This window comes from Winogradskyella vidalii (assembly GCF_013403955.1).
GTDB lineage: Bacteria > Bacteroidota > Bacteroidia > Flavobacteriales > Flavobacteriaceae > Winogradskyella > Winogradskyella vidalii.
Map to the genome: position 1 here is coordinate 1 of NZ_JABFDG010000017.1, position 6,076 is coordinate 6,076.

Sequence of the window (6,076 nt, forward strand, 5' to 3'; positions counted from 1 at the left end):
GAATTTTCACGGGTTCGTAAAAGTTTGCTAACTTAGTTGCTGAACCACGCAACTAACCATACACAAAACCGTTGGCAGCCATTTGACTAAACGATAACCCTTAACTTAGATTTATCCGAAAAGTTGAAATATTTTTTAAGAATATCATAAGGCAAAGAAAAAGCTTTAGATAAATCTTCATCAGAATAATTTAATTCTTTTTTATGTAACTCATATGCATTTCTGAATATGACAGGCTTATCTATATCTACAAGTGTTTTTTCTACTTTACGTTCGCCCATTCGACTTAATTCAATCATAAAATAAGTAGCTCTATTATCAGGAATACCACGTAAATCTTTTGCTCTTCTTATAATAGACTGTTTTGACGTATGCCAATACTTTTTTAATGGAGCTAAATCATATAAACTCAATCCAATTAAAGAATTTTGAATACCAAAAGCAGGCATTAAAAATTCAGAAGCGAAACGATTAGCTTCATTTTCTTTTTGCTTTTCATCACGATGTGCTGGATTCGGAAAATCACCTACACAATGCATTAAGATATGACCTAACTCATGAGCAAGAGTGAATCTTTTTCTATCATTAGGAAAGTTTCTATTAATAACTATAACTGGATTACCTTTATCTGTTTTAAATGATACGCCATCAAATTTATCTGTTACGTCATCAAATTCTATTACAACAACACCATTACTTTCAAGATGATTAAAGATATTTACAACAGGTTCACGCTTATCGAGACCCATTAATTTTCTAGTGAATTTAGCTACTTCTTCTGGTGTATATTCTTCAGGGTCTAATGGTCTTAAAGAAAAATCAGGATAATCAACGGAATCATTTAATTGGTCTACTAAATAACCCATGATTTTATTATTTGACTCTAATTGTACTTTTACAGATTTAGTAATACCCGATTTTTTTCTATAATGAGCAATTTCAATATCATTATTAATAGTTTTAGTGAAAAAATTCACAGGAAAATCAAGAATATTAATTAATTCATAAATAACATTTTCTGATAAAACATCAAATCCTTTTTCAAACTTAGACAAGTTAGATTGAGAAAGTCCTTTAACTTTTTTTGACAAATCAGTTTGACCTATTCCTCTATATTCTCTAGCAAATACAAATTGTGAATTATTAAATTTCATGGTTTTGAATTTTAAAATTATTCAATGTAAGTTTATTTATTTTTTAATTGCACCCAACGTGTTGGTGTATTAAAATTAACGTGCTAAAATATAAAATTTAACCTTTTGTTTTTATTAAAAGTTAAATTACATATTTGTTATACTTTTAAATTAGTTCTCTAATTTAAGGTGTCGATTATTAACTATTCATTAGAAGCTTTTCTTCTAACTAATTGCTCTTTTAAAGAGACTTTTACAGAACTATTTTGTGTATTAGGTTTAAATAAAGTTTCTGTACTTGTTACATCATTTTCAGTAACAACCCATTTAACTTGATTTTCATCAATATACACTACTTGTGGAGAAACTATTTCCCCCATTCTATCAGTTTTATATCCAAAAAACAATATTGGATCATCCTGATAGACTTCACTATTAAACATTGGTAAACTTAATTGATTAGAAATTGAGTTTACATGTTTCGTTTTAATATTCATTGGCATATTATTGTTGTTCAACTTTTTCACAAGGAAAATATAGTCATTTAACCTTAAAATAAACCTTTTGTACTTACCCCATTTCCAATCGTTAGAAAATTCAACTTGTAAGCTCTCAACTATTGCTGTATTTAAAACAGAAGCATCAAAACGAACTTTTGATTCTGGATTAAACATAGACGAAACCTTATTAAACTTCCTAACACCTCTATTAAAAGCTTTGAAAATTTTTGGTAAATCTTTTTTTAAATCTAGCAAGCATTCATCCTTGGAAACTTGCCTTCTTTTTCCACGGCGACTTGTGGAATCCATTTTTGTTTGTATCTTTGTTATCATCTAAATTTGATTTTTGTGACACCTTAAATCAAAGAACTTATAAAGAACTCTGCTCGAACAGAGTTTTTTTACAATTACAAATATATAAAAATAAAGAATAGTTGTAATATTTTTTAAATAAAATTGTAAACAAGTTATTAACTAAGAAAAAACGGCTGCCAACACCGTATATAATTTATTGCTAGTTCTAGCCTACTTACGAAAATCCTCGCGGATTTTCTATTCGGTTTTTATTTGCTAAATTAGGTGCTTAAACCACGCAACAAACCATATACAACAACGTTAGCACCAAGCTGAAAAAATTGTTACTCTCAAAAATAATTTTTGTCGAAATGAAAAACATATCTTTACAATAAACCAAAAAACGCAATAATTTTGATGGATGGTATCTTTAATTATAAATCACTAAAGCTTGCCTACGAAAGAGTAATGAAATCCTCGACTAAGGATGTAAGAAATTTTTTTGGAGTATCTTTATATAAAATAAAACTCGATAAAAACTTAGAAGATTTAAGCCAAAAACTTCAAAATCAAAAATTTTCACCTAGCAGACCATTCAAGTACTATGAACCAAAACCAATTGGCACACAAAGAGTCAAAACAGTTTTAAGTATTGAGGATTCAATAGTATATCAAGCAATCGCAAATCATATAGCGGAAAAGGTATATGATGAAATGAAAACAACGTCTTCATGTGTTTTTGGAAATGTTCTTCATGAAAATGTAAAAGAAGGAGTTAAAATTATTGATGATTTCAATCCTGATTTTAATTTTTTCAAAAACTATGTTCCTTTATTTAATCAATTTGTAAATTCGGTCAACGAACAAGTTGAAAGTAATAATTTAAAATATAAACTTGATACTGACATTACTGGTTTTTTTGATTCAATTCCGCATTCAAGTTTGGCATTTATTTTACAAAAGAGTCAAATTAATAGTTCAATAATAGAATTACTTCTATTATGCCTAAATATGTGGAGCGGTACAAGAAATTCCCCAACTTTTCAAGTTGGTATTCCTACAGGACCAATCGCTTCATTCTTCATTGCTAATTTATTATTACATAGATTAGATAAAATTATGATTGAAAAGTCATTTTCCTATTATAGATATACAGACGATATAAAAGTTTATTCTGATGATAATGCAGAATTAGAAAACGCATTATTAATAATTGATTTATATCTGAAAGACCATTCTCTATCCATTAACTCTAAGAAGACAATTATTGAGAAAATTTCAAGTGATTACAAAAAGGAAAGAAAGAAATCACTTAAAAATCAAAGCCTGTCAGAAATCATTTTGAGTAATGACGAAAAAAAATTAATTGAAAGTGAATACTTTGAGGAATTCTCGATACAAAGAGATTACTTCGAACTTAATGTCGAACCCGACGAAGCCACTAATATAATTAAGAGACGAATTGAAGAAATTGAGAATGAAATTTTTCAAAATTATAATGAGTTTATTGTTAATGGTTCTTTTATATCTGAAGAAATTGACACGTTAGAGGTTGATTTAATTGGATCTGCCTACGTTTGGAGAGTTTATGTACGTTTATTACGTCAATACAATAGTGAAATTAAATTAAACAAAACACTTATTCCTATTTGGTTAGCTGGCTTAAATACATTCTTTTGGAGAGCGAATCATTTTTGCTGGAATCTTAAAAACTACCAACTAGATAGTGATAATAAGTTCAATATTTTATTGATTAAAGAGAAATACAAAAGGTTTGAATGGTTTAATTATCAAACCAACATTTTATACATAAATAATCTAAATATTGACAAAGAAGAGAGCTTAAAAATAATGGATAAGGTAAAACAAGAAGCCTCACCACTTGTTAGATTTTCATTATATAAAATTCTATTAAGCAACTTGAGTGATTCGAAAGCTTATAGAGATGAATTAAATACTTTAATTAAAAATGATAATGAACCTTACATTAGATATACATTATCAGATTGGATAATAAATTATGAAAAAGAAGAATTCTCAGTTGAACTTGTCAAATCATGGTTTAGCATATGATGAATTTGGGGAATTTAAACTACTTAAAAGAAATTGTAGATTCAGATGATAATTTGTCTGCAAAAATGAAATCAATTGTATCCGATTTAGCAGATGAAAAAATTATTCATATCTCTGATTCAGCAGACTTTTTTGTAATTTTTTATGAAGATGTAATACAAAAGGAATTGAGCATTGCATTTAACGAAGTACTTTCAGAACAAGACTATAATGGCGCTTCTGAACATGCTAGAGTTTGTTTAACGCTCTGCTCTCAATTTAAAAATTTACCAGAAAACATAAAGGTTGGAGCATGGTTAAGTGATGCACTTAAATTCATTGACTATTTAATTCTACATTACATACAGGAAATTAGAAAAGACGCAATAAATCCTGATGATTATGCAGGAGAAAAAAGTAAATATGGAGAGGAAAGGAGGAGATATGACAAAATGAAATCTTACGAAAAACCAATTTCAAATGCTGGTAGTTGGATGGACGATTTATATCTTATAAGAAATAGAATACAACATAATACAACAGTTGACAAAAAATCAGGAAAGCATACATTAAAGCTTCTTAATTATAGTCAAATTCGAAAATCTATAAGTGAAAAATATCCTACGACTCTTAACCTAATTGAATATATATATAAGTAAAATCTAAATTGTTATAATTGAATATAAAAGCCAGGTGCTAACACCGCGTATATTTAATTGCTTCATTGTAGCCTACTTGCGAATATTCCTGCGGAATATTCACGGGTTCGTAAAAGTTTGCTAATTTAGTTGCTTAACCACGCAACTAACCATACACAAACACGTTGTGCGCAAGCTGACAAAACCGATGGACAAAGCAATAAGCGAAATAATTGAAAGACTGAAAAAGTATCCGAATGCCGATTATAAACTGGACGAAAATTCAGTTATCGTAAAGAAAAATAACGACAACGGATTTTCAGTATCGTTAACTTCAAATGGAAACGGAAATTATACTGTTGCATTTGATATATGGCACGAGGAATTTGATAACGAAATCGATGCTTTGAATTGTTTTGCGTTCGGACTTTCCAAAGATTGCCGATTAAAAACAGTCAAAAAAAGTGGTAGACCTATAAAATGGACTGTACAATCTAATGAAAATGGGAATTGGATTGACGGAAGTACGACTGGATTAATTAACTTGGCTTTTTGGAAAAAATCGGAAGTGGTTTATTTACATAATGCTTTGATTAAATAATGAACAGCTCTCAATCGAATATAATCAGAGAAATTGCGCAAGAATTGGATTGCGGAAATGATTGTTATTATAATTTTAAGACCAACGAAATTTTAGCAATTCCGAATTTCTCGCAAGTATTCGACGAAGAAGAGTTTAAAGAATCTTTTCAAGAAAGTTTAGAAAAAATAGAAAAACATAAATCGGAATTTATAAAAATTGAGGTTTTAGAAAGTTTTGAATCGTTTAAAATTATAGAACGGTTTGTTGAGCAAATACCTGACCAAAAATTTAAAGAGCAATTAGAGGATATTTTGGCAAACAAAAAACCTTTTCAGAATTTTAAGCATAAAATCGACCATTCAGAATTTAGAAAAAATTGGTTTGAATTTAAGCAAAGTGAATTGGAAAAAATAGTAGAATATCAATTAAACAGCGGAAAAGCCAGCGCACAACAAAGTACTGTGGTAAAAAACAAGTAAAAATGCACTAATTTTTCACTAAAGTACTTCTATATGTATCATCATATATTAAACCTGATTTTGCTATAGCAAAAGCCTGTTTTAATAGTTTATTACACACCGCTATCAATGCCAATTTTTTACTCTTTCCTTTTGCTACTATTCTCTCATAAATATCACGACATGCTTTATTGTATTTACAAGCATTAAAGCTGCACATAAATAACAGATTACGTAGTTTCTGATTTCCTATTTTACTGATACGAGGCCGTCCATTTACACTACTCCCACTCTTTCTAACTACAGGGGTTAATCCAGCATAACTACACAATTCGCTACCGCTTTTAAAACGATCAAATCCATCGGTTAAAACCAATAGCATTACTGCGGTTTTATTTCCTATACCTGGAATAGTTTT

General features: G+C 29.0%; 7 protein-coding genes. 4 read left to right on the forward strand and 3 right to left on the reverse strand.

Going from position 1 to position 6,076, the window contains the following annotated elements:
• Positions 1-86 precede the first annotated feature (86 nt).
• Both HM982_RS18030 and HM982_RS18035 read right to left on the reverse strand, forming a co-directional pair.
• Positions 87-1,091, reverse strand: coding sequence for an ImmA/IrrE family metallo-endopeptidase (locus HM982_RS18030; RefSeq protein WP_246296943.1), 1,005 nt, complete (start codon positions 1,089-1,091; stop codon positions 87-89).
• Between the two features lie 245 nt (positions 1,092-1,336).
• The gene (locus HM982_RS18035) at positions 1,337-1,966 is read right to left on the reverse strand and encodes a hypothetical protein (RefSeq protein WP_179354726.1); all 630 of its coding nucleotides are present in this window, start codon (positions 1,964-1,966) and stop codon (positions 1,337-1,339) included.
• Positions 1,967-2,344: 378 nt separating this feature from the next.
• Between HM982_RS18035 and HM982_RS18040 the strand changes: the two genes are divergently transcribed.
• From HM982_RS18040 to HM982_RS18055, 4 genes are all read left to right on the forward strand, one after another.
• Positions 2,345-4,000: a reverse transcriptase domain-containing protein gene (locus HM982_RS18040; RefSeq protein WP_246296956.1), complete on the forward strand. Its 1,656-nt coding sequence runs from the start codon at positions 2,345-2,347 to the stop codon at positions 3,998-4,000.
• Positions 3,997-4,638 carry a hypothetical protein gene (locus HM982_RS18045; protein ID WP_179354728.1) on the forward strand — a complete coding sequence of 214 codons (642 nt, stop codon included), beginning with the start codon at positions 3,997-3,999 and terminating at the stop codon, positions 4,636-4,638. Before HM982_RS18040 ends, HM982_RS18045 begins: the two co-directional genes overlap by 4 nt.
• A 187-nt stretch (positions 4,639-4,825) precedes the next feature.
• Positions 4,826-5,218 (forward strand): hypothetical protein, encoded by a 393-nt coding sequence (locus HM982_RS18050; protein ID WP_179354729.1) that lies wholly within the window; start codon positions 4,826-4,828, stop codon positions 5,216-5,218.
• Positions 5,218-5,679 (forward strand): UPF0158 family protein, encoded by a 462-nt coding sequence (locus HM982_RS18055; protein ID WP_179354730.1) that lies wholly within the window; start codon positions 5,218-5,220, stop codon positions 5,677-5,679. Before HM982_RS18050 ends, HM982_RS18055 begins: the two co-directional genes overlap by 1 nt.
• A 7-nt stretch (positions 5,680-5,686) precedes the next feature.
• Here the strand turns inward: HM982_RS18055 and HM982_RS18060 are convergent.
• The coding region (locus tag HM982_RS18060) for a transposase (RefSeq protein ID WP_179354731.1) at positions 5,687-6,076 on the reverse strand (390 nt) is incomplete at its 5' end.